Here is a 22,108-nt window from a genome sequence, read left to right as displayed (position 1 = left end):
GTGGTGCAAAGGTACGTGTACTATTTTAGATTTCGGATTTTAGATTTTAGATTTTTTTGGAATCTAAAATCTAAAATTAAATAAGACGTCTGTGATAATTGATTTGTCCCAAATGATAGGCTAAATGTGTCGAAAGATGTACTAAAAAGAATTCTGTTGTCATTTCTTTTTCGAAAACGATTTGAGGATAAATGGCTTTTAAATCGGCTTCAGTCAAAGAATCAAGCGTATTATTTACTACTAAAATGGTTTCGTCGATTTTGTTGATTATTTCAGATCTTGGCACATCTTTCAAAGAAAACTCTAAAGGACGATTTCGAACATAACCGGTTTTTCCCAATTCGGTCCCGATATAAGTGTTAATATTTCCAATGAGATGTAAACAAAGATTTCCGGCCGAATTTGAAATGTTTTTGTCAATTGCCCAAATTTGACTTTCGTCCTGATAGGATTCTATCTCAGCTTTTAGTTTATTGAGATCACGGTTAAAAAGTGATTTTAGCGTTTCGGTTAGCATGATATTTGTTTTAATTTATCTTGAAAAAAGAAATAATATAACCATTGTTAAAATTGTACCTGCAAAAGAACTTAAGAAGACTAATATGTTGTCTCTAGTCTGTTTTGTAATTAATTTTATTGCTTGATAACAAATAAAATAAACTCCAATTATTGGGTAAAAAACAAATTTGCCTAATAAAGATGTGACTAAAATGTAGAAAATTAAACTAATTATAATGCCTATAATCATTCCAACTAAACTTCCGAATATTGTTTTTTGGTCAATTTTTCTATTCTTTAAGAATGCTTGATTTTGCTCAAATTTTAATGTCACCAATTTATCTAGTTCATTATGTTCTAATGTTTCGGATTTTATGAGACCTTTTATAAATTCTAAATCATTAAAATCTTTACTAAGATTGTAAACTTCCTGAGATATTCTATTGATCTCCTCTTTGTTAGATTTGTTAAATTCTATGTTTGATAGAAAAACGTCAAGTCCCCCTCTTTTATCAATTTCTAAAAGAATTTCATTACTTGCTTTTCCAGAATAATCCAACATTGTATTATAGGCTTCAATTAAATCTTCATTAGAATAATTTTTATAATTCATAAATGATAATAGAGTTTTATTTACGGTCTGTTTTTTATAGGAATCCAAATTTCTTCTTCAGAATCAGGATCATCCTTTTTGTATCTTTCATCCATTACAGCAAAATGTGGTCTGTCATCTACTATATAATCAGAATTAGGAAGCCATTCTGCAAAGATGGAATGATAAGTTTGATGCGCTTCAGTGGCTGGACCTTTATGTATAAAAATAGCATATATTCCGGTTGGAATAATTAACGATTCCATTTCAGCTGGTAGAGTATCAAAATCTTTGACTTCTACAGCAGCCCATTTCTGGAAGGTTCTATTTGCATCAAAATTATCAAAATAATCCTGTGGAAAAACTTCAAGCGAATATAAATTAGAATCGACCGGATTTTTTATTTCCTTTCGTCTTGGCATAAACCCGCTCCATAATTGAAAGGTTTTATTTTCCATAAACGACATGATTATATATTTGCCGATTAATTTTTTTTCGGTTAAAATTTTAATTTGGGCTTCCATTTTTGTTGGTTTATTTTACGGTGTATTTTTTTAAATCGGTTTCGCAAAGTGAGAAATAACCTAAAGGGTAATTGTTTTTATCGGTTGTATTGATGATATTTCCCTTGACAGTTGCGGGAGGGGACTGAAATGGTCCTCCAACATTACTGCCTGCAATGCTAACTAAAATATTCATGTAATTATAATACTGTTTCGAAATTCCGTAATGCGTTATTTCGATTTCATTTCCAACTTCTAGTTCATCATCATCTGAAAGACTGAAAAATTCATTTCCGTTATAAAATTCATCATCATCAACATAATAGGTTGATTTGATTTTATTAGAGTATACATATTTGTATAAATAAAAATTCTCCGAATCTGACGGATCACTATAAAAAGCTTTTATTTCAATATCTTTTCCCGTAAAACCACCTTCGTTATTTTGTTCAATTCGTGTAATGGGTACTACTGATTTTAAAACCTCAATTGCAGTATAAGTATTTCCATTACTAATAACAGTTAATGTATATTCTTCATCGATTACAGGCTTAAAATTAGTACATACATATCGACCCGTTTTTGGAACTTCTATAAAATTAAACCGTTCATTACTACTGTTATTTACATAAACCGTCGCACCAGAAACGGTTGGAATTACGTTTTCAAAATAACCAGTTGTAGTAGTTAATTTTATAGTCTGTTGTTTACCTGTTGTGCCTTTTTGCCAGTTTATTGCCGCTTCAATTACCAATTTTGGTGGTGCGGTATCTAAATCAACATCAACAACTTCTTCGCAACTGGTGAAGAAAATTGCTGTAAAAAATACGATTAGTAAAGTTACTTTTTTCATGGTATATATTTTTAACTTCTTGAGCAGAAAGTGATTTTAAAATTTAAAATTATAACTCACAGCAGGTACAACTCCGAAAATAGATACTTTTACAGCTTCGTTTTGACCAGTGTCTACATTTTGACGGAAATTAATAGAGGCTGCATTTTTGCGATTATATAAATTATAAATACTGAAAACCCATTCGCCTTTCCAGTTTCTGTCTCTGTTTTTTCTTGGAGTTAATGTCGCCGAAACATCTAAATGATGGTATGCAGGAAGACGATTCTCGTTTCTTAGACCGTAACTTGGGACAGTTATTCCTAAATATTCATATTGTCCGTTCGGATAAGTTACTGGTTGTCCGGATTGTAACGCAAAGTTAGCGCCAAATGACCATTTCTCGTTCAGGTTATAAGCAGAAGTAATGGCTAAATTATGTGTTTTGTCGTATGCAGAACTGTACCATTGTCCGTTATTGATTCCAGATTCATCAGGAGTTCTTCCCGGTGTTTGCTGTTCTGATTTGGATAAAGTGTACGAAATCCAGCCATTGAATTTACCTTCATTTTTTTTGAACATCAATTCTAAACCATAAGCTCGCATTTGTCCGTTTAAAATTACTTGTTCAATAGCATTGTTTGCAATCAAATCGGCACCATCAATATAATCCAGTCGATTTTGAATTTCTTTATAATAGGTTTCAACTTCCAGAGAGTAAGCACCGTTTTTAATATTTCTGAAATAACCCAGCGCCACCTGATCTGCAATTTGTGGTTTAATATAAGTATCACTTGGCATCCAGACATCAAGTGGAGTAGGAGATGAGGTATTCGATATCAACTGAAGATATTGTGCCATTCGATTATAACTTGCTTTTATTGCCTGATCGTCATTTAGCTGGTAAGAAGCTGAAAAACGAGGTTCGAGGTTATTAAAGCTCTTGATGACTTTATTTTTTCCGTAATATTTAGTTCCGATTGGCGTTCCTTTTTCGTAAATCTGCAAATCAGAGTTAAAGACAACTGCATTGTTGTTTTCGTATAAATTAACGGTAGATTCTCCTAAACGGTAAAATAAGCTATAGCGCAATCCATAAGCAATAGTGATTTTTTTTGAAAGCTGATTTTCGGCGTCAATGTAAAAAGAAGGTTCGAAAGCATATTTTTTGTCTAATTGATCGGGGTTAATTCCGGATTCGGGATCACTAGGTTTAATGGTTCCGGGATTAAATTCGTAATAGATTCCGTTTAAGCCATAATTCAGTTTGAATTTATCTGAAATATAATGTTTGAAATCATATTTGATATTGTAATTTCTGATGCCTGAATCCCATTTGAATCCCACAAAATCCAGATCTAATCCATAATAATAGTCGCTGTAAATTAAAGACAGGTTTGAAAATAATTTTTCAGAAAATAAATGATTCCAACGAAGATTTAAGGTTGAGTTTCCATAGATATTAGTGAAGCTTTTATTTAAACTGAAAACATCACGCCCAAAATATCCTGATAAATACAAATTGTTGTTATCGTTCAATTTATAACTCAGTTTGGTATTTAAATCATAAAAGTAAGCGGAATTGTCTTTTTGATCTTCTGATAGCTTAAGGAATAAATGTGCGTAAGAAGCTCTACCTCCAATCAAAAAGGAACCACGATCTTTTACGATAGGACCTTCCGCTAAAATCCGACTTGAAATTAAGCCAATTCCTCCATTTACATGAAAATCTTTGCTGCTGCCATCTTTTTGATAAATATCCAGAACAGAAGAAGCTCTTCCGCCATATCGTGCCGGAATTCCTCCTTTATATAGTTTTAAATCCTTAATAGCATCGGGATTAAAAACAGAGAAGAAACCAAAAACGTGAGAGGAATTAAATATTGTGGCTTCATCTAATAATATTAAATTCTGATCAGCGCCACCACCACGAACGTTGAATCCGGAAGCACCTTCACCGGCATTCGTAACACCCGGAAGTAATAAAATTGATTTTAAGACATCGACTTCTCCCAAAACAACCGGCATTTTTTTGATGGTGGCGATTGAGAGTTTGTTCGCACTCATTTCCGGAGACTTGATATTAATTTTGCCTTTATTGTCTTTGATTACAACTTCCTGAAGTTCTTCGCCGCCTTCGTTCAGTCCGAAATTCATTTTGGTATTCTGATTTAAGTTAACCGTTTTTTGAACCGTTTGGAATCCAACATATGTAATCTCTATTTGATGTTCGCCTGTTGGGGCAGTAAGCGAATAAAAACCATATTCGTTAGTGGTAGTTCCTATCTTTAATGAAGGAATATAAATATTGACACCAATTAAGGTTTCGTTATTTTTAAAGTCAGTTATAGTTCCACTCAAAGTGAATTTTTCCTGCGAAAATGAAGTAAAAGTCGTAAAAATTATAAAAATTAAAATACTGATTTTCTTTGTAATCATCTTCGTTATTTTGATTTACATAGTTAAGAATTCTTACTAAATATTAGTATGTAACGATTGTTAAACATTAGTTAAGATAAAAAAAAAGACAACCAAATGGTTGTCTTTTAAATATAATTATAACAATATGTTACTTATTTTATTTTTGCAATAATTGCATTGAATGTTTCGCTAGGACGCATTGCTTTGCTAACTAATGCAGGAGTTGGCTGGTAATAACCACCAAGTGTTTGAGGCTTTCCTTGTGCACCAATTAATTCGGCATCGATTTTAGCTTCGTTAGCTTCAAATTCAGCAGCGATTGGAGTGAAGATCGCTTTCAATTCTGCATCTTTATTTTGAGCAGCCAATGCCTGAGCCCAGTAAAATGCAAGGTAAAAATGAGATCCACGGTTGTCAATCTGACCAATTTTACGAGCTGGAGATTTATCATTAGCTAAGAATTTGTCGTTAGCCTGATCTAAAGTCTCAGATAAAACAATTGCTTTAGAATTGTCTAAAGTTTGTCCTAAATGCTCTAATGAAGCACCAAGAGCTAAGAACTCTCCTAATGAATCCCAACGTAAATATCCTTCTTCCGTAAATTGCTCAACGTGCTTAGGAGCAGAACCTCCGGCACCAGTTTCGAACAATCCACCACCATTCATTAATGGAACGATAGATAACATTTTAGCTGAAGTTCCTAATTCTAAAATTGGGAATAAGTCAGTTAAATAATCACGTAAAACGTTTCCAGTTACAGATATAGTGTCTAAACCTTTGATGATTCTGTCTAAAGTAAATTCAGTTGCAGCAATCGGATTTAAGATGCGGATATCTAAGTTAACAGTATTGTAATCCTTTAAATATTTTTGAACTTTTGTGATCAATTCTCTGTCGTGTGCTCTGTTTTCATCTAACCAGAAAACAGCAGGAGTATCAGATAAACGAGCTCTGTTTACAGCCAGTTTTACCCAGTCCTGAATAGGAGCGTCTTTCGCCTGACACATTCTGAAAATGTCATTTGTTTCAACGTTTTGTTCCATTAAAACATTTCCGTTTGTGTCAACAACGCGAACAACTCCGTCACCTTTAATTTGGAAAGTTTTGTCATGAGATCCGTATTCTTCTGCTTTTTGAGCCATCAAACCTACGTTAGGAACACTTCCCATTGTTTTAGGATCAAAAGCACCGTGTTTTTTGCAGAAATCAATTGTAGCAGTATATAGTCCAGCGTAAGAACGGTCCGGAATGATAGCGATAGTATCTTGTTGTTTTCCTTCTTTATTGTACATCTGTCCAGAAGTACGGATCATCGCTGGCATAGAAGCATCAACGATTACATCAGAAGGAACGTGTAAGTTTGTAATTCCTTTATCCGAATTAACCATTGCCAAAACTGGTCCGTTTTCAATCGCTTTAGTGATATCAGCTTCAACTTGAGCTTGCTCAGGTCTTCCTGCAATTTTTGCGTAGATATCACCTAAACCATTTCTTGTATCAATGTTTAATTCATTGAATAAAGCTTCGTATTTTTTGAAAAGATCAGCAAAATAAACTTCAACGATAGCGCCAAAGATAATTGGATCTGAAACTTTCATCATTGTCGCTTTTAAGTGAACAGAAAGTAATAAACCTTCTTTTTTAGCATCAGCAATTGCTTCAGCAGCAAAAGATTTTAACTTGTTCACACTTAAAACAGAACTGTCGATTATTTCTCCTGCTTTTAAAGGAGTACTTGCTTTAAGAACAGTAGTTGTACCGTCTTTAGCAACGAATTCAATTTTTACATCATTAGCTTCTGCAACAGTAAGTGATTTTTCACTTCCGTAGAAATCGCCATTTGGCATTGAAGCTACCTTAGTTTTTGAGTCAGCAGACCATGCACCCATAGAATGCGGATTTGCTTTTGCAAAGTTTTTAACTGCTCTTGGTGCTCTACGGTCAGAGTTTCCTTCACGTAAAACAGGGTTTACAGCAGAACCTAAAACTTTAGAATATTTTGCTTTAATTTCCTTTTCAGCATCATTTTGAGGCTCTTCAGGGAAATCAGGAATTTTGTAACCGTGAGACTGTAATTCTGCAATAGCCGCTTTTAATTGCGGTACTGATGCAGAAACGTTTGGTAATTTGATAATGTTAGCTTCAGGTTGTGTTGCTAATTGACCAAGTTCAGCTAATGCATCTCCAGTTTTTTGAGCATCTGTTAAAACCTCAGGAAAATTAGATAAAATTCTACCTGCTAACGAAATGTCTCTAGTTTCAATAGCAATCCCAGCCGTAGCAGTAAATGCCTGAACAATTGGTAACAAAGAATAAGTCGCTAATAGAGGCGCCTCATCAGTTAAGGTGTAAAAAATTTTTGAATTCTGTGTCATTTTTTTTTTTTTTTTTATAATCGTATCGTCAAAGGATGGCGATGGAAAAGGTATAGTCGGCTCAAAATGAGCGGAGCAAATATAATAAAATCAGTCCGAAAACGGTGTAGTTTTAGAGAGAAATACAGGATTTATCAGATTGTTATTTTGGAATCTTTAAATTGTCAAATCGATGATTTTGATATTAAAATTTTACGGTTTTGATATTTTAAAAATTAGGCGCAAAAAAAAACTCGTTTCAAATGATATGAAACGAGTTTTTTATAACAAAGAGATAAATGATTATCTTCTTTTATCTTTAATCTTAGCTTTTTTACCAGTAAGTTCTCTGAAGTAGAAAATTCTAGCTCTACGTACAGCACCTTTCTTGTTGATTTCAATTTTTTGTAAAGCTGGCAAGTTTACTGGGAAGATACGCTCAACTCCAACTGCTCCTGACATTTTACGAATAGTAAAAGTTTCTGTGTTACCAGAACCTCTTCTTTGAATAACAACTCCTTTAAAAAACTGAGTTCTTGTTTTTTCACCCTCTTTAATTTCGTAGAAAACTGTGATAGTATCTCCAGCTCCGAAAACAGGGAAATCTTTTTTAGCAACTAATTCGGTTTGAACGAATTTCATTAAATCTGCCATGATATCTTATAATTATGGTTTTTATAATAGAGCAACATTCACGGATCTCGCCAGAGGTTAGTCTAATTCGGGTGCAAATGTAGAAAATAATTATGAATTATAAATTGTAAATTGTGAATTATTTTAACTCATTGATAAATTGCGTGTTAGTCTCGCTTTTCGGTCGCAGTTAACAGGTACTCGAATTCACTGAAAACTGAGACTGGGACTGAAAACTACTCCTGGAGTAAATCCGGTCGTCTGTTCTTTGTGTGTTCATACGCCATATCCTCGCGCCATTTATCGATTTTGGCAAAGTGACCGCTTGTCAAAACTTCTGGAACTTTCCATCCTTTATAGTCTGCTGGTCTTGTGTATATAGGTCCTGAAAGTAAATTATCCTGAAAACTATCTGTCAATGCTGAAGTCTCATCACTTAAAACACCCGGAATTAATCGGATCAAAGCATCTGATAAAACCAAAGCGCCTAATTCTCCTCCGGATAAAACATAATCTCCAATCGAAATTTCTTTGGTAATAAAGTGATCACGTACCCGTTGATCGACACCTTTATAATGTCCGCATAAAATGATGATATTTTCATACATCGACATGGTGTTGGCCATTTTTTGGTTTAGCGTTTCTCCATCAGGTGACATATATATAATTTCATCGTATTCGCGTTGGCTTTTCAAATGCGTAATACAGTCGTCAATAGGTTGCACGGTCATTACCATTCCGGCACCACCTCCAAACGGATAATCATCGACACTTTTTTGTTTATTGGTAGTATAATCACGCAAATTATGAAAATGTACTTCGACTAAACCTTTATCAATGGCACGTTTCATAATCGAAGCTTCAAAAGGGCTTCTTAATAATTCTGGTAAAATTGTTATAATGTCAATTCGCATTGTTTTTCTTCAAAAGTTCGAGGCTGCAAAGATACAAAGTTAATAATTGAGAATTTGAAAAAAAACAAATGTCAAATGTTTAAGTCCTTATGATATGCCCTTGAGTAAACCATAAAGAACTGATTTTTTTATTTAGAATTGAATAGGTAATAATTATATAACATTAGAATGATTTTGTGTAAACACCTATCTGTTAACTTTAATTAATATTACATACCTGAATAATTCAGTCCTATTCTGCCAAAAATATTAAACACCAATCTTATGAAAAATTATATCGTGTTTCTAGCAATATTAGTTTTATGTGCCTGTTCCAGTTCACAAATTGCAGGAGATAAATGGGTTGGAAAAACGAAACAAAGCCTAATAAAAACCTGGGGAACTCCTATAAGAGTTTTTGATAATAGCACTGACGGTGAAATACTTGTTTATGCAGACCAAATCTACCATGAATCTAATGGAAGTGATTCTAGAGCTGCAGGTTCAAGTTATTGGAACTACACCTATATGTATGTAGATAAAAGTGGAAAAGTCTCTTCTTTTAGAAATGAAAAGCAAAACTATCCACCACAATCGCTGGATTCAGATAAATTATCAACGATGAATCTATTGACGGCAAAGTAATTGTTTAAAATCAGATTGATAGTTTTTTATGTCAGGAGTATTTGGCTAATTTTAGTATATTTAGATAAAATTTAAAACTAAAATTAGGATGCGAAAATTACTAACACTCATGGTTGCAGTTTTTATAATTATTTCCTGTAATAATCAAAAGCAATCAAAAGTAATAGATACTTCAAAAAACGAAAAAATTATAAAGCAATATTTTGAGTATTTCAATAGTCATAATTGGAAAAAAATGGCTGAAATGTATACGGAATCTGCTGATTTCAAAGATCCTTCATTAGGAAAAGGAATTGTAAAACAAACCCGTAAGCAAACAGAAGATAAATATGCGGAGTTAAATGAAATTTTTCCTGATCTGCACGATAAGATTATCCAAATTTATCCTTCCGGAGAAAATCATATTGTTGTAGAATTTATTTCAACAGGAACAGCTCCTGATAATTCAAAATTAGAATTACCCATTTGCACTATTTTCACGATTGAGAACGGATTAATTACCAAAGATTTTACTTATTTTGATAATTTTCAGGCGGATACTACTAAGAAATAAAGGAATAAATTGATAATGCCAAAACCAATTAAAATCTTCGCCATTACGGGCAGCACAAGAAAAAATTCAAGCAATTATAAAATCTTAAAACACATTTCGGAAAATCTTAAAACAGAATTTGAAGTCGAAATATTTGAAGATTTAGAAGAATTGCCACATTTCAATCCCGATTTAGATACGGAGAATCCACCGGCGGTGATTACTTATTTCAGAGATAAAATTGCTCTGGCCGATGGAATCATAATATGCACTCCTGAATATGTTTTTAGTTTACCCGGAAGTTTAAAAAATGCACTAGAATGGTGTGTTTCGACTACGATCTTCTCAAAAAAGAAAATCGGATTGATTACAGCTTCGGCTTCCGGAGAAATGGCTCACGAACAATTGATTTTGATAATGAAAACCTTAGAAGCGCAATTTAAAGATGAAAATTTGATTCTGATACAAGGTGTTCGTGGAAAAATTAATGAAGAAGGAAAAATCATAAATAATGAAACACTTACTACTATTAATAAGTTCATGATGAATTTCGAAAAGGAATTTTTAACTGAAATATAATAGCATTTCAATAAAAAGAGTAGCTTTACTTTTGGATTTTTTTTAAGATAAAAAATGGTTACAAGAAGAAACTTTATTATTAATACAGGCTTGGCTGCAACAGCGGTTTTAGCTTCACCATCATTTGCCTTCACCATGGATAAAAAAGAAATAGGCTTACAGTTATATACTTTGCGTGATGAACTTCCAAAAGATGTAAAATCGACTTTAGATAAAGTTGCAAAAGCTGGATATACAACAGTCGAAACATATGGCTTTTCTATAAAAGATCAATTTTGGGGGCTGACTCCAATTGAACTTAAAAAAATCTTAGATGCCAATAACTTAAAAGCGGTGAGCGGACATTATAACTTAGGAAGCTTTTTATATGATGGGAATTTAGAAGAAGTTAAAGCGGCGATTGAAGCTGCTAAAATTTTAAAAAATGAATATTTAACCGTTCCCTGGGTTGAGGAACCTTTTAGAAATGATTTTCATAAGATTGCCGCTCGCTTAAACGAAGCTGGAAAAATGTGCGTAGCTGCGGGTTTAAAACTAGCGTATCATAATCATGATTTTGAATTTAAAAAGCAGGATGGTGTCACAGGCTATGAGATTCTGCTGAAAGAAACCGATAAGAATTTAGTTTCTTTTGAATTGGATTTATATTGGGTAGTTCGTTCAGGTAATGATCCGCTTCAATTGTTTAAGGAAAATCCGGGACGTTTTAAATTGTGGCATGTTAAAGATATGGACAAAGTAAATCCTGCTCTGAATACTGAAATTGGTTCGGGTTCTATTGATTTTAGGCCCTTTTTTGCAGCAGCTAAACAATCAGGAATGATTTATTTTTTTGTTGAACAGGAAAATAATTATGTTCCAAATGCTTTTGAATCTGTTAAAACAAGCTGCAACTTTATTTCAAAAAAAATAATCTAAATAATTTGGTATGAAGAAACTTCTTTTGTTGTTTATGGTGGTTTTTTGTTCCTGTCAATCAGATAAAAAAGAAAATTCAAGTCCAAAATTACAATCAAACCCGGAAGAAAACATACCGTTGCAGCCTTATTTTACAGACATTAAAATTAATGATGTTAAACTTGGAGAGCCTACTTTTGGGGAATGGCTGGACACTCATAAAGAAAAAGGGCAAAGTTTTAAACAATTCCTGAGAACACCACATATTGTCCCATCGAAAGAAGAGAATGTTATCTATTTAAAACCTATCGGAAAATTTGATTCGCTACAAGTAAGACAAATTGAATTAGTCCGTCAATATTTGCAGGTTTTCTTTCAATTAGAAACTAAGGTTTTAGAAAATGTTTCAAACGACATTATTCCTAATAAGGCCAGACGAATTGGCGATGTGGGACAAGAACAATTTTTAGCAGGTTATATTTTAACCGATGTTCTGAAAGAAGAAAAAACACATAAAGGAATTGCTTTGATGGCGATAACAGAAAAAGATTTATATCCCAAACCCGAATGGAATTATGTTTTTGGACTGGCATCTTACAGAGATAAAATTGCAGTAAGTTCGATTTATAGAATGCAACAAGAAGCTGATTTCAATTTATGTTTAGATCGATTGTTGAAAATTTGTTCGCATGAAATTGGGCACATGTTTGGTCTGCATCATTGTATCAATGCTAATTGTGTAATGAATGGAACTAATAGCATGCCGGAAACAGATAGACATTCTATAAGATTGTGTTCTCTCTGCCAAAGAAAATTAAATTCAGGATTTAAATACGATAATAAAAAACGCTTAGTAGAATTAGAAAAGTATTTTCAGGAAAACAATTTAACTGAAGGAATAGGGTTAATGAAGAAAGACTTGAAAAGTGTTCAATAAATAAAAAAGTAAATTAAAATATAAGAGTATGCAAAGTTTCGGATCAAGCAAAGAATTTATAAAAGGAGATGATATCGAATGGGAAGTGGTTGGCGAAGGAATCAAACGTAAAATCCTGGCCTACGATGATCGCGTGATGTTGGTTAACGTTCATTTTGAAAAAGGCGGAATTGGTACTTTACATGAACATTATCATACTCAGGTAACTTATGTTTCTAGCGGTAAATTTGATGTTACGATTTCCGGAGTTACTCAAACATTAAAAGAAGGCGATAGCTTCTATATTCCGCCTCATGCGATTCATGGTGTTGTTTGTCTGGAAGAAGGAATGTTAACAGATGTATTTAGTCCAATTCGTGAAGATTTTATGAAAAAATAAAATCTTAAAAGACCGTGCAATTTCTAAAATACCGATCTGATTTGATCTTAACCTTGAAAAATTTATACTTTTTTTAAAGTTTTGGTTACAATTAGATTGGTATTTTTGCAAAATGAATTTATCCAAAACGAATGTCTTATTTATGGCAGCTTGCACTGGACTTATAGTTGCAAATCTTTATTACTGCCAGCCTTTAATTGTTTTAATTGCCAACGAATTTAAAATTCCTGAAGCCAATGCGGGAACAATAACCTATCTGACTCAAGCCGGATATGCGATTGGTTTATTTTTTATGGTTCCGCTTGGTGACAAGTTAGAACGTAAAAAGCAAATTTTAATAACCACTTTTGCTTCTGTAATTGCTTTAATATTAGCAGCTACAGCGAAAAGTTTCTTTCTTTTACAAGTTGCTTCTTTGTTAATCGGAATTACTTCAATAGTACCACAGCTTATTTTGCCTTTAGCTGCTTCCTTAAGTTCTGTAGAACAGCGAGGAAAAGTCATTGGAACAATTATGAGTGGTTTATTGGTTGGGATTTTACTTTCCCGAACTTTAAGCGGTTTTATTGGTCAGGTTTTAGGCTGGAGATCGATGTTTTATATTGCTGCCGGAATTTGTCTTTTGATCTTTTTTGTGATTCAGAATAAATTTCCAGTTAATAAACCGCAGTTTCAGGGAACTTACGGACAATTAATTCAATCCCTTTTTACTTTAATAAAAACACAACCTATTTTACGAGAAGCAACCATAATAAATGTATTTAGTTTTGCACAGTTTGGTGCTTTCTGGACGACTATGGTTTTATTGCTTTCAGGAAAGCCTTTTGACTTTAATAGCGCGACAATTGGTTTATTCGGAATTGTTGGAGCTTCAGGAGCTTTGGCTGCTCCATTAGTTGGAAGATTAGGAGATAAAGGCGGTTCAAGAGTTGCTGTAGGATATGGTTGTTTATTGATATTATTGAGTTTTATAATTTTCTATTTTTCAATAGAAAGCGTCATCGGAATTGCAATTGGAATTGTTTTTATTGATATAGGAATTCAGGGTGTTCACATTTCAAACCAAACCAGAGTTTATTCATTGCTGCCAGAAGCCAGAAACAGACTAAATACGGTATTTATGTCGTTTAGCTTTTTAGGAACTGCCGCAGGATCTGCTTATGGATTGTTTTTGTGGAAATTGGGTGGATGGCATGCCGTAGCTATAGGTTGTGTGGTTTTATCATTATTATCATTAACTGTTTATGGTCTCACATATAAATCAAAATCTAAAAAAGAGATAAAAAATTAATTCGTAAATTTGCAATCAAAATTAAAAATAACAACATGGAAAACGGAATATACGCTAAATTCAACACAAGCAAAGGTTCGATTTTAGTAAAACTAACACACGATTTAACACCAGGAACTGTAGGGAATTTTGTAGCTCTTGCAGAAGGAAATATGGAAAATAAAGTAAAACCTCAGGGACAAAAATTCTATGATGGACTAACATTTCACAGAGTTATTCCTGATTTTATGATTCAGGGTGGATGTCCTAAAGGAACTGGAACTGGAGATCCAGGTTATAAATTTGATGATGAATTTCACCCAAGTTTAAAACACGATCGTCCTGGAGTTTTAGCAATGGCTAACTCAGGACCAGCAAGTAATGGTTCTCAATTTTACATTACACACGTTCCAACTTCTTGGTTAGATGGAAAACATACTGTTTTTGGCCACGTTGTAGAAGGTCAGGATGTTGTTGATGCTGTTGCTCAGGGAGATAATCTTGATGCAGTAGAAATCATCAGAGTAGGTGAAGAAGCTGAAAAATTTAATGCTATTGAAGCTTTTATTGGTTTAAAAGGTGCACGTCTAAAAAGAGATGCAGCTTTGAAAGCAGAATCTGAAGCAAAAATGGAGCAATTAGCTGCTGGTTTTGATAAAACAGAAAGCGGTTTACGTTACAAAATGATCCAAAAAGGAGACGGTAAAAGAGCAGAAGCTGGTAAAACAGTTGCAGTTCATTACGAAGGTTCATTAGAAAACGGAAAAGTTTTTGATTCTTCTTACCCAAGAAAAAAACCAATCGAATTTAGATTAGGTCAAGGTCAGGTTATCGAAGGATGGGATGAAGGTATCGCTTTATTACAAGTTGGAGACAAAGCTCGTTTTGTAATTCCATCTGATTTAGCATACGGACCATCAGGTGCAGGAGGAGTAATTCCACCACACGCAACTTTGATTTTCGATGTTGAGTTAATGGAAGTAAAATAAGAATATTAAATACAATTTAGTATTGTATAAATAGTAATCCCATATGTTTCGGCATGTGGGATTTTTATTTTAGAATAGAAATAAAAAAAAACACCTTCATGATGAGGTGTTTCAAAAATTATGAATGGTCTGAAGTACTATTGTCAACAGCAATTATTTTTAAAGTTTTTATTCCGGCTGGTAATTCCCAATCAACCTGATCGTTTTCTTTAAATCCAATTATGGCAACGCTTAAGGGAGCTAAAATAGATATTTTTCTTTCCGTTACATTAGCTGCTGATGGCAAAACAATCTGGATTTTCATTTGCTTGTTTGCCTTTACATCTTCAATGGTAACATGAGAGCCGATTCTGATAATTGAGCTATCTAAAGTGTTTTCTTTGCTAATAATGGCACGATCGAGTTCTTGCGCAAGCTGACCGACTTCTTTAGCATTTGTTTCATTTTTGCTCTTTAAAATCAGCTCTCTTAAAAGCTGATAATCTGTTTTACAGAAAATAGGTGTTGGTTTCATATTCTAAAATATTAATTTATTAAACGTTGCTTATTAGTGTGCGTATTGGTATTTCCAATCTGTGCAGGTGTACAAATTGAAATTTAAAAATGGTTTGTTTTTGGAAAAATGGGATAAAATGAAAGCAATTATTTATTTGAAGAAAATGAATCTTTCAAATAGAATAAATAGTAAAATTTGGTAAAAAAATCCTCCGCCTTAAAGAAGAAAATGAAGTGGACGGAGGCCTAATTAATAAAGGCCTTGCTGTGTGAAATAATTATAACAGCGACTGGTTTTCTTTTTAAAGAAAACAACAATATTGGAGCTGTAAATAATATAATAGTCACCACCATGGAAATGTAATAGAATTGTAAAGATAAAGGAAAGTAGATTAAAATACTAGTTTATTTCCATTTGATACTGCATCCAACACTTGGTTTTTGCTGTTCATTCAAACTTCTGTTATAAATCAAAGCGTCTATGGCACTTCGTAGATCGCTTCCGCTTAACGGAATTCCATTGTTGGGTCTTGAATCATCCAATTGACCGTGATAGAATAAAAGATCCTGATTATCATACAGAAAAAAATCTGGTGTGCAGGCTGCGTCATACGCTTTGGCAACTTCTTGAGTTTTATCAAATAAATAAGGGAAATCTATTTTGTTTTCAAAAGCAAATTCAGTCATCAATTCCGGAGAGTCTTCAGGATATTTTTCAATATCATTACTTGAAATAGCAATTACGCCAAGTCCTTGAACACGGTAATCATTGGCTATCATTATTATTTCGGGTAACACATGAAGTACAAAAGGGCAATGGTTGCACATAAAAATGACAAGTGTTCCTTTTGATCCTTTTACATCTTCAAACGAATATTCGTTATTAGAATTGGTGTCTTTTAGATGAAAGTCTGGAGCAATTGTTCCAAGCGGAATAATATTTGAAGGAGTTCGTGCCATTTTTCTAAAGAATTAGTTAGTCAAAAATAACTTTTAATTCTGTAAAAGAAAGACCACGAGGGTAAAAATATATCCAAAGAAGTTTTTCGCATAAAGTAAACTTCTTTGGATATAAATTTAGTTTTTTACGAGTTTAGAAAATTTAATAAATCTTCATTTAAACGATCTTTCGCTGTATAGAATAAACCGTGTGGAGCGCCTTCATACACAATAAAAGTATTATTGGCTATTGCTTCTGCAGTCTTTTTTGAACTTACCTCAATCGGAACATTTTTGTCTTCGTCTCCATGAATAATTAGAGTGGGAACTTTTATAGTATGAAGTTCATCTCTAAAATCTGTATTGTTTAAAGATTCGGCGCATTTTAACGTTGCTCTTGGTGAAGCAGCCGAACAAAGCTTTGTAAAATATTCAAGTAATGACGTACTCAAAGGTTTATTTATAATAGTAACGCCAAAAAATATTTTTCCAAAATTTTCAAGAAATCCTATTCTGTCTTCTCTAATGGCAGCTGCTGTAGCTTCTCCTTTTTCTTTTGGACGCCCTTCTGGATTGTCATCCGTTTTTGCTAAAAATGGAATTATGGATGAAATTAAAGCGGCTTTTGTAACACCTTTTCCACCATGACGACTGAAATAACGAACTACTTCTCCACCTCCCATAGAAAATCCTACCAATGTTGCATTTTCTAATTGCAGCTGCTCAATAATTTCACTCAAATCGTCAGCTAGTGTATCGTAGTCATAACCATCCCAGGGTTGTGATGACTTACCGAAACCACGACGGTCGTATGCAATAACTCTATAATTATTTTTAACCAGGAACTCAATTTGATATTCCCACATTTCATTAGAGAGTGGCCAGCCGTGAATTAAAATTACAGGTTGTCCTTTTCCGTAATCTTTTACATATAACTGAACATTTTTGGCCGTTTTTATATATTTATCGGTATTCTGTTCCTGAATATCAAAATCAAAGTCTTTTAGGGAGTGGTCGCTATTAAGTATCGTATTTTCCATTTCTGCTTTTTTTTATAGTTAGCTTACAATTTGTTACTCGTAAATTTAGGAGCGCAGTTTAAAAAAAGGGTTACAGAATTAACGATATTAATTACAGAATTAATAGGTTTGTAAATCAACTATATTAAAGCAAAATGGATTTAACCTGGAGTGAATTTGAAAGAACTGAAATGCGAGTAGGAACCATAATCGATGTGAATGATTTTCCGGAAGCAAGAAAACCAGCTTATCAGCTAACAATTGATTTTGGTAATGAAATTGGAATCAGAAAATCATCGGCACAAATCACTGTGCATTATAAAAAAGAAGATTTAGTAAACCGACAAATTATAGCAGTAGTTAATTTTCCTAAGAAACAAATCGGAAAGTTCATGAGCGAATGCCTGGTTTTGGGTGCGATAGGCAAGGAGGGAGATGTAATTTTATTAACTCCTGATTTTAAGATTGAAAATGGCTTGCGAATTGGCTAGTTTTTAGTATATAAATTTAACCGCAAAGTGCGCAAAGGTTTTTGCAAATGATGCTTTATAAAAAATAAAGTTCGCAAAGCTTTGTGAACTTTGCGTAAAATCTTTGCGCACTTTGCGGTTAAATTATAAGTCTATTTTTTCAATTAATTGCTGCAATATCAATTGTCCCTCTTCCCAATATTGTAGATCAGAATCAGAGTTAATGTGTCCTTTTTGACCTACATTCACAAAATCACTTCCCCATTTTTCTGCCAAAAACTGTTTCCTTTCAAATGAAGCGTAAGGATCATTTTCGCTCGCCACAACTATGGAAGGAAAGGGTAGTTTGAAAGTTGGAATCGGCGAAAAATTACGTGTAGATTCAGGTGTATGTTGAGGTGAATCGACGTCAGCAGGCGCTACTAATAAGGCACCTACAATATTTTTGTTAGTATTGGCTTCAGCCCAATGCAATACCAATGAAACAGCTAAGCTATGTGCTACAAGAATAGTGGGTTGATTGAGTTTAGAGATTTCCTCGTTTAATCTTGCCAGCCATTCTTCGCGAACAGGTTCATCCCAGTTGTCCTGAACCAAACGAATTGAATTTTCGAATTTTTTATGCCAAAAGGTCTGCCAGTGTTTGTCACCGGAATTTCCTAGTCCGGGTAATATTAATAAGCTTGTTTCCATTGCCGTGGATTTATTAAATGATTATTTTTTGGTTTGTTTCTCTTTTATAATTCGGTTAACTTCGTTTACAAGTAACGGAAACCCTGGTTCTGTCATTCCATGACCATAACCGTCCAATTCGTAAAGTTTGGTTTCTTTGTGTCCAACCAGCTTCATCATACGTTCCATGTAGGCATTTTCTTCATATCGCCCTAACATCTCTAATTCGCGATCACCCGTAATTAATAAAATCGGAGGAGCATCGGCACGAACATGAAATAAAGGTGCGAAAGTATCAATAGTCGGTTGTTTTTCCGGAATTCCATTTTCTCTTCTAATTTCAAAATGTGTAATACATTGTGCGCTAAGCGGAATCAATCCAGCAATTTTATTAGCATCAATTCCTTCTTTTTGCAACCATTTCTTATCTAAGCCATTCATCAGAGCTAAATAAGCACCAGCAGAATGTCCTGACACAAAAATCTGAGCAGTATCGCCTCCATAACCTGCAATATTGTTAAAAGCCCAGGCAATAGCTGCTGCAGCATCTTCGATACATTTTACAGCTTTAACTTTTGGAGATAATCTATAGTTTACTCCAATAATGGCAAAACCTTTATTTTTTAAAGCTTCAGGAATTTCTTTACTTCCTCCTGTCAATCCGCCACCGTGAAACCAAACTATTGTAGCAAAACCTTTAGTGTTTTTCGGATAATAAATATCCAAAACACATCTTTCATTTATATAAGAGTCAGACTTATTAATTGTTGAGCTATAGTACTGAATGTTTGATTTGGTTTCGTATTCAAGTTTTTGAGCAAAAGAAGAAACTCCAATAAAAAGGAAACTAAGTAAAAGAATTATTTTTTTCATTCTATGTTTTTTAAAAATAGTATTCTAATGGTAGCTAGTTAAGAAAGCTCCAGAGGAGCATAATGTTTATAGCTAATGGTATTTTTTTATTAAAGCTCCAGAGGAGCGATATTTTTTTGATAACTAATATGCCACGCCACCCCGTTGGGGTTTTATTAAATAATCTAAAAAAGGTCTATAAATATTGTGTCCCCCAGGACTGGGTCTTAACACATTTAAAAAATTGCATATTGATTGTTAAAATAACAGCAAAAATTAAAGATATAAAAAAAGTCCAAAATGCAGGACAAATTGGACTCGTACTTTTTAAAAAGTTATTGGGGACTAAATATCATCAAAATCAATATCAGTAAAGCTGGATCTTTGTCCTTCAGGTTTGTCAGAACCGTATTCTTTTTTAAAATCTTTTTGGTGTCTTTCAGAGATTACTTCTTCGCCTTTGTGGTTCAAGACGTATGAAGTCATTTCTTCTAGTATTTCGGCAAAAGCTCCAAAATCTTCTTTGTACAAGTAAATTTTGTGTTTTTTAAAGTGAAAAGAACCATCTTCCTCAGTGAATTTTTTACTTTCGGTAATTGTGATATAATAATCGTCAGCCTTAGTAGCTCTTACATCAAAGAAATAAGTTCTTCTCCCTGCTCGTAATACTTTAGAAAAGATCTCTTCTTTTTCTAACATGTCATTTTCTCTCATAATACGTTCTATCATTTTTGGAATTAATAGTACTCAAAAATCATAAAAAATTATCTATTACACAACAATTAAAGTAATTCTTTTTCCGAAAGTTGTTTTAAATATAAAGATGCGTAATAACCTTCCTGATTTATTAATTGATTATGAGAACCTTGTTGAATAATTTTACCATCTTCCAGAATGATAATTTTGTCTGCATTTTTAGCAGAAGACACCCTGTGGCTGACAATAATTGTGGTTTTATCTTTGCAAATTTCGAACAAATTGTTCAAAATTGTTTCTTCGGTTTCGGTATCTACCGCAGACAAACAATCGTCAAAAAGTAAAATAGCCGGATTCTTAATAATCGCTCTTGCAATAGATACACGCTGCTTTTGTCCACCCGAAAGTGTGATTCCTCTTTCTCCTAAAACAGTGTCATATTGTTTATTAAAGGCAATAATATTGTCGTGAACAACGGCACTTTTTGCGGCATCCATCACTTCTTCATCAGTAGCATTCTGATTACCAAATTTGATGTTATTTTTAATAGTGTCTGAGAATAAAAAAGCATCCTGAGGTACAATTCCAATATTGTTTCGAAGGTCGTTTAAGTTCAAAGTACTTATTTCATTTTGGTCAATTGTGATTCTTCCTTCGGTAACATCATACAAACGGGAAATCAAGGATAAAATAGTTGATTTTCCAGAACCGGTTTTTCCTAAAATGGCTAAGGTTTCTCCTTTTTTGACGGTGAAAGTTACATTTTTCAGCGCTTCAATATTAGTATCTTCATAAGTATAACTTACATTTTCGAAAGCTATTGAACCCTGAATATCGGATGAATTTTCGTTGTTGTTTTTGATTTCCGGCTCAATTTTCAAAAATTCATTCAAACGTTTCTGAGATGCTTCTGCCTCCTGAACCATTGATGAAACCCATCCTAAAGAAGCAACTGGCCAGGTTAACATATTTACATATAAAATAAACTCAGCAATAGTTCCAATATTTGGGATTGTTCCGTTAATGTACATTACACCTCCAAAATAAATTACAACCAAATTACTAATTCCAATAAGGGCAATCATCAAAGGTCCAAATAGCGATTGTACTTTGGCTAAATCCAAACTTTTCTTTTTGCTTTCATCGGCAAGAGCCACCATATTATTTTGGTGTTGATTTTCTAATGAATACGCTTTAATAACACGAATTCCGGAAAAAATTTCCTGCGAAAAACTAGAGACTTTAGACAGATATTGTTGGAAGGTTGTACTTCTTTTATTGATTTCTGAACTCAGTTTAAAAATACAAAACGAAAGGATCGGCAATGGCAAAATAGTATAAAGTGTCAATAAAGGCGAAACATTATACATATATATAATAACGATGGCGAAACGAATAAAGGTATTGATCGTATACATAACGGCCGGCCCAACATACATACGAACCTTTGAAACATCTTCGCTGATACGGTTCATTAAATCTCCGGTGCGGTTTTGTTTGTAGAAATTCTGAGAAAGATTTTCATATTGCCTAAAAACTTCATTTTTCAAATCAAATTCAATATGACGCGACATTACGATTAAAGTCTGGCGCATTAAGAAGGTTAGAAAACCTGCTACAATGGTAGTAGCTATGATTAGCAGTACGTTATGAATTAAATCCTGACGATACGCATCGATTATTACCTGCGAAGCTTGTTGAGTTTCAGGTAATTTATCAAACTTTTCAATAGCGTTTAAAGACTTGCTGATAAGCTTAGGAGTAAACAAAGAAAAAATTTGTGCGATTATGGTTATTAAAATTCCTAGCGAAAAACTGTATTTATATTTGATGAAATATTTGTTTAAATAGCTTAATTCTTTCATTTTTTTAAGAGATTCAATGTTGAAATGAATTGGATTTGCGAATTATCTTCAATAAAAAGTAATTAAAGATATCATTAATTCAAAACAAATCTATTGTAAAATTGTTATTTTAAAGATAAAAAATTAGCACATGTGTATTTTTTAAT

General features: G+C 33.3%; 24 protein-coding genes. 9 read left to right on the top strand and 15 right to left on the bottom strand.

Annotated features, from left to right (window positions below):
- Positions 1–76 precede the first annotated feature (76 nt).
- The 8 genes from BUA98_RS21215 to trmD all read right to left on the bottom strand — a co-directional run bounded on the left by BUA98_RS21215 (position 77) and on the right by trmD (position 8,747).
- Complete coding sequence (locus tag BUA98_RS21215) at positions 77–517, bottom strand: DinB family protein (RefSeq protein WP_072975842.1); 441 nt, start codon at positions 515–517, stop codon at positions 77–79.
- A gap of 15 nt (positions 518–532) precedes the next feature.
- On the bottom strand, positions 533–1,111 hold the full coding sequence (locus tag BUA98_RS21210; RefSeq protein WP_072975841.1) for a hypothetical protein: 579 nt from the start codon (positions 1,109–1,111) through the stop codon (positions 533–535).
- Between the two features lie 20 nt (positions 1,112–1,131).
- Positions 1,132–1,614 (bottom strand): GyrI-like domain-containing protein, encoded by a 483-nt coding sequence (locus BUA98_RS21205; RefSeq protein ID WP_072975840.1) that lies wholly within the window; start codon positions 1,612–1,614, stop codon positions 1,132–1,134.
- Between the two features lie 10 nt (positions 1,615–1,624).
- Positions 1,625–2,446: a DUF4249 domain-containing protein gene (locus BUA98_RS21200; RefSeq protein ID WP_072975839.1), complete on the bottom strand. Its 822-nt coding sequence runs from the start codon at positions 2,444–2,446 to the stop codon at positions 1,625–1,627.
- Between the two features lie 36 nt (positions 2,447–2,482).
- Entirely contained in the window at positions 2,483–4,864 is a 2,382-nt protein-coding gene (locus tag BUA98_RS21195; RefSeq protein ID WP_072975838.1) for a TonB-dependent receptor, read from the bottom strand.
- A 134-nt stretch (positions 4,865–4,998) separates the two neighbouring features.
- Positions 4,999–7,221: an NADP-dependent isocitrate dehydrogenase gene (locus BUA98_RS21190; RefSeq protein WP_072975837.1), complete on the bottom strand. Its 2,223-nt coding sequence runs from the start codon at positions 7,219–7,221 to the stop codon at positions 4,999–5,001.
- A 282-nt stretch (positions 7,222–7,503) separates the two neighbouring features.
- A complete protein-coding gene (gene rplS, locus BUA98_RS21185) occupies positions 7,504–7,854 on the bottom strand; it encodes a 50S ribosomal protein L19 (RefSeq protein WP_072975836.1) in 351 nt (116 codons plus the stop codon).
- Between the two features lie 215 nt (positions 7,855–8,069).
- Positions 8,070–8,747 (bottom strand): tRNA (guanosine(37)-N1)-methyltransferase TrmD, encoded by a 678-nt coding sequence (gene trmD / locus BUA98_RS21180; RefSeq protein WP_072975835.1) that lies wholly within the window; start codon positions 8,745–8,747, stop codon positions 8,070–8,072.
- A 279-nt stretch (positions 8,748–9,026) separates the two neighbouring features.
- Between trmD and BUA98_RS21175 the strand changes: the two genes are divergently transcribed.
- The 8 genes from BUA98_RS21175 to BUA98_RS21140 all read left to right on the top strand — a co-directional run bounded on the left by BUA98_RS21175 (position 9,027) and on the right by BUA98_RS21140 (position 14,954).
- Positions 9,027–9,371: a hypothetical protein gene (locus BUA98_RS21175; protein ID WP_244279245.1), complete on the top strand. Its 345-nt coding sequence runs from the start codon at positions 9,027–9,029 to the stop codon at positions 9,369–9,371.
- A gap of 88 nt (positions 9,372–9,459) precedes the next feature.
- A complete protein-coding gene (locus BUA98_RS21170) occupies positions 9,460–9,924 on the top strand; it encodes a nuclear transport factor 2 family protein (protein ID WP_072975833.1) in 465 nt (154 codons plus the stop codon).
- Positions 9,925–9,939: 15 nt separating this feature from the next.
- Entirely contained in the window at positions 9,940–10,482 is a 543-nt protein-coding gene (locus BUA98_RS21165) for an NADPH-dependent FMN reductase (protein WP_072975831.1), read from the top strand.
- A 54-nt stretch (positions 10,483–10,536) separates the two neighbouring features.
- Complete coding sequence (locus BUA98_RS21160; RefSeq protein WP_072975829.1) at positions 10,537–11,400, top strand: sugar phosphate isomerase/epimerase family protein; 864 nt, start codon at positions 10,537–10,539, stop codon at positions 11,398–11,400.
- A 10-nt stretch (positions 11,401–11,410) separates the two neighbouring features.
- Positions 11,411–12,316, top strand: a complete 906-nt coding sequence (locus tag BUA98_RS21155; RefSeq protein WP_072975827.1) for an archaemetzincin family Zn-dependent metalloprotease — start codon at positions 11,411–11,413, stop codon at positions 12,314–12,316.
- 28 nt (positions 12,317–12,344) lie between these two features.
- Positions 12,345–12,695, top strand: a complete 351-nt coding sequence (locus tag BUA98_RS21150) for a cupin domain-containing protein (protein WP_072975825.1) — start codon at positions 12,345–12,347, stop codon at positions 12,693–12,695.
- A 142-nt stretch (positions 12,696–12,837) separates the two neighbouring features.
- On the top strand, positions 12,838–13,986 hold the full coding sequence (locus BUA98_RS21145) for an MFS transporter (protein ID WP_244279244.1): 1,149 nt from the start codon (positions 12,838–12,840) through the stop codon (positions 13,984–13,986).
- A gap of 35 nt (positions 13,987–14,021) precedes the next feature.
- Entirely contained in the window at positions 14,022–14,954 is a 933-nt protein-coding gene (locus BUA98_RS21140; protein WP_072975822.1) for a peptidylprolyl isomerase, read from the top strand.
- Positions 14,955–15,072: 118 nt separating this feature from the next.
- Here the strand turns inward: BUA98_RS21140 and BUA98_RS21135 are convergent, their stop codons facing one another.
- The 3 genes from BUA98_RS21135 to BUA98_RS21125 form a co-directional block, all read right to left on the bottom strand.
- On the bottom strand, positions 15,073–15,468 hold the full coding sequence (locus BUA98_RS21135; RefSeq protein WP_072975818.1) for a GreA/GreB family elongation factor: 396 nt from the start codon (positions 15,466–15,468) through the stop codon (positions 15,073–15,075).
- Between the two features lie 386 nt (positions 15,469–15,854).
- On the bottom strand, positions 15,855–16,409 hold the full coding sequence (locus BUA98_RS21130; protein ID WP_072975816.1) for a thioredoxin family protein: 555 nt from the start codon (positions 16,407–16,409) through the stop codon (positions 15,855–15,857).
- A gap of 125 nt (positions 16,410–16,534) precedes the next feature.
- A complete protein-coding gene (locus BUA98_RS21125) occupies positions 16,535–17,428 on the bottom strand; it encodes an alpha/beta fold hydrolase (protein WP_072975814.1) in 894 nt (297 codons plus the stop codon).
- 134 nt (positions 17,429–17,562) lie between these two features.
- On the opposite strand from BUA98_RS21125, the gene BUA98_RS21120 reads away from it, so the two are divergent.
- Entirely contained in the window at positions 17,563–17,898 is a 336-nt protein-coding gene (locus BUA98_RS21120; protein WP_072975808.1) for a tRNA-binding protein, read from the top strand.
- 123 nt (positions 17,899–18,021) lie between these two features.
- Here BUA98_RS21120 and BUA98_RS21115 read toward each other — a convergent pair whose 3' ends face one another.
- The 4 genes from BUA98_RS21115 to BUA98_RS21095 all read right to left on the bottom strand — a co-directional run bounded on the left by BUA98_RS21115 (position 18,022) and on the right by BUA98_RS21095 (position 21,962).
- Positions 18,022–18,570 (bottom strand): RBBP9/YdeN family alpha/beta hydrolase, encoded by a 549-nt coding sequence (locus BUA98_RS21115; RefSeq protein ID WP_072975807.1) that lies wholly within the window; start codon positions 18,568–18,570, stop codon positions 18,022–18,024.
- Positions 18,571–18,591: 21 nt separating this feature from the next.
- Positions 18,592–19,422 (bottom strand): alpha/beta hydrolase, encoded by an 831-nt coding sequence (locus BUA98_RS21110; RefSeq protein ID WP_072975806.1) that lies wholly within the window; start codon positions 19,420–19,422, stop codon positions 18,592–18,594.
- Positions 19,423–19,746: 324 nt separating this feature from the next.
- Positions 19,747–20,115, bottom strand: a complete 369-nt coding sequence (locus BUA98_RS21100) for a PUR family DNA/RNA-binding protein (protein WP_026981839.1) — start codon at positions 20,113–20,115, stop codon at positions 19,747–19,749.
- 68 nt (positions 20,116–20,183) lie between these two features.
- A complete protein-coding gene (locus BUA98_RS21095; protein ID WP_072975804.1) occupies positions 20,184–21,962 on the bottom strand; it encodes an ABC transporter ATP-binding protein in 1,779 nt (592 codons plus the stop codon).
- Between the last annotated feature and the right edge of the window lie 146 nt (positions 21,963–22,108).

The sequence above is a fragment of the Flavobacterium saccharophilum genome (assembly GCF_900142735.1).
GTDB lineage: Bacteria > Bacteroidota > Bacteroidia > Flavobacteriales > Flavobacteriaceae > Flavobacterium > Flavobacterium saccharophilum.
This window is presented reverse-complemented; position numbering and strand designations above follow the sequence as displayed.

Excerpts from the sequence above, each read along its gene's own strand:
- BUA98_RS21200 (WP_072975839.1), bottom strand. The coding sequence starts at position 2,446 with ATGAAAAAAGTAACTTTACTAATCGTATTTTTTACAGCAATTTTCTTC.
- BUA98_RS21215 (WP_072975842.1), bottom strand. The coding sequence starts at position 517 with ATGCTAACCGAAACGCTAAAATCACTTTTTAACCGTGATCTCAATAAA.
- BUA98_RS21170 (WP_072975833.1), top strand. The coding sequence starts at position 9,460 with ATGCGAAAATTACTAACACTCATGGTTGCAGTTTTTATAATTATTTCC.
- BUA98_RS21110 (WP_072975806.1), bottom strand. The coding sequence starts at position 19,422 with ATGAAAAAAATAATTCTTTTACTTAGTTTCCTTTTTATTGGAGTTTCT.
- BUA98_RS21160 (WP_072975829.1), top strand. The coding sequence starts at position 10,537 with ATGGTTACAAGAAGAAACTTTATTATTAATACAGGCTTGGCTGCAACA.
- BUA98_RS21145 (WP_244279244.1), top strand. The coding sequence starts at position 12,838 with ATGGCAGCTTGCACTGGACTTATAGTTGCAAATCTTTATTACTGCCAG.
- BUA98_RS21100 (WP_026981839.1), bottom strand. The coding sequence starts at position 20,115 with ATGAGAGAAAATGACATGTTAGAAAAAGAAGAGATCTTTTCTAAAGTA.
- BUA98_RS21195 (WP_072975838.1), bottom strand. The coding sequence starts at position 4,864 with ATGATTACAAAGAAAATCAGTATTTTAATTTTTATAATTTTTACGACT.
- BUA98_RS21190 (WP_072975837.1), bottom strand. The coding sequence starts at position 7,221 with ATGACACAGAATTCAAAAATTTTTTACACCTTAACTGATGAGGCGCCT.
- BUA98_RS21135 (WP_072975818.1), bottom strand. The coding sequence starts at position 15,468 with ATGAAACCAACACCTATTTTCTGTAAAACAGATTATCAGCTTTTAAGA.
- BUA98_RS21165 (WP_072975831.1), top strand. The coding sequence starts at position 9,940 with ATGCCAAAACCAATTAAAATCTTCGCCATTACGGGCAGCACAAGAAAA.
- BUA98_RS21130 (WP_072975816.1), bottom strand. The coding sequence starts at position 16,409 with ATGGCACGAACTCCTTCAAATATTATTCCGCTTGGAACAATTGCTCCA.
- BUA98_RS21205 (WP_072975840.1), bottom strand. The coding sequence starts at position 1,614 with ATGGAAGCCCAAATTAAAATTTTAACCGAAAAAAAATTAATCGGCAAA.
- BUA98_RS21120 (WP_072975808.1), top strand. The coding sequence starts at position 17,563 with ATGGATTTAACCTGGAGTGAATTTGAAAGAACTGAAATGCGAGTAGGA.
- BUA98_RS21125 (WP_072975814.1), bottom strand. The coding sequence starts at position 17,428 with ATGGAAAATACGATACTTAATAGCGACCACTCCCTAAAAGACTTTGAT.
- trmD (WP_072975835.1), bottom strand. The coding sequence starts at position 8,747 with ATGCGAATTGACATTATAACAATTTTACCAGAATTATTAAGAAGCCCT.
- rplS (WP_072975836.1), bottom strand. The coding sequence starts at position 7,854 with ATGGCAGATTTAATGAAATTCGTTCAAACCGAATTAGTTGCTAAAAAA.
- BUA98_RS21115 (WP_072975807.1), bottom strand. The coding sequence starts at position 18,570 with ATGGAAACAAGCTTATTAATATTACCCGGACTAGGAAATTCCGGTGAC.
- BUA98_RS21140 (WP_072975822.1), top strand. The coding sequence starts at position 14,022 with ATGGAAAACGGAATATACGCTAAATTCAACACAAGCAAAGGTTCGATT.
- BUA98_RS21095 (WP_072975804.1), bottom strand. The coding sequence starts at position 21,962 with ATGAAAGAATTAAGCTATTTAAACAAATATTTCATCAAATATAAATAC.
- BUA98_RS21155 (WP_072975827.1), top strand. The coding sequence starts at position 11,411 with ATGAAGAAACTTCTTTTGTTGTTTATGGTGGTTTTTTGTTCCTGTCAA.
- BUA98_RS21210 (WP_072975841.1), bottom strand. The coding sequence starts at position 1,111 with ATGAATTATAAAAATTATTCTAATGAAGATTTAATTGAAGCCTATAAT.
- BUA98_RS21150 (WP_072975825.1), top strand. The coding sequence starts at position 12,345 with ATGCAAAGTTTCGGATCAAGCAAAGAATTTATAAAAGGAGATGATATC.